Origin of the sequence: Enterococcus cecorum, assembly GCF_052119425.1 — a bacterium.
Classification (GTDB): Bacteria; Bacillota; Bacilli; order Lactobacillales; family Enterococcaceae; genus Enterococcus_E; species Enterococcus_E cecorum_C.
The window spans coordinates 1-354 of sequence record NZ_JBQKFH010000121.1 but is presented as its reverse complement, the minus strand read 5'-3'; the positions used below and the strand labels follow the sequence as shown (position 1 = coordinate 354).

General features: G+C 36.7%; 1 protein-coding gene. It reads left to right on the top strand.

From position 1 onward, the window contains the following. Nucleotides 1-279, top strand: a 279-nt coding sequence (gene tnpB / locus ACTQZM_RS12115; protein ID WP_441653908.1) for an IS66 family insertion sequence element accessory protein TnpB, incomplete at its 5' end; no start/stop codon positions are given. Between the last annotated feature and the right edge of the window lie 75 nt (nucleotides 280-354).

Below are 354 nucleotides of genomic sequence, written 5' to 3'. Positions count from 1 at the left end.
GATTCACTGGCTTACCTCATTCAGTCACAATTCGCTTTAGACCCTTTTTCAAAATCCGTCTTTCTTTTTTGTGGTGGAAAAAGTGATCGATTTAAAGCCCTCTACTGGGATGGTGAAGGCTTCTGGTTGCTTTATAAACGTTTTGAAAATGGACAACTAACTTGGCCAAGAAATACTACGGAAGTTCAGGCTTTAACGCCTGAACAAGTCGAATGGTTAATGAAAGGATTTTCTATTACACCTAAAATTTTAGAGAGTCAAAGTCGTCATTTCTATTGAAATGTCGGCTTTTTTTCGCGTATAATAAAGAAAAATCTTGAGGAGTTAACGAAGATGTCATCATCAGAAAAAACG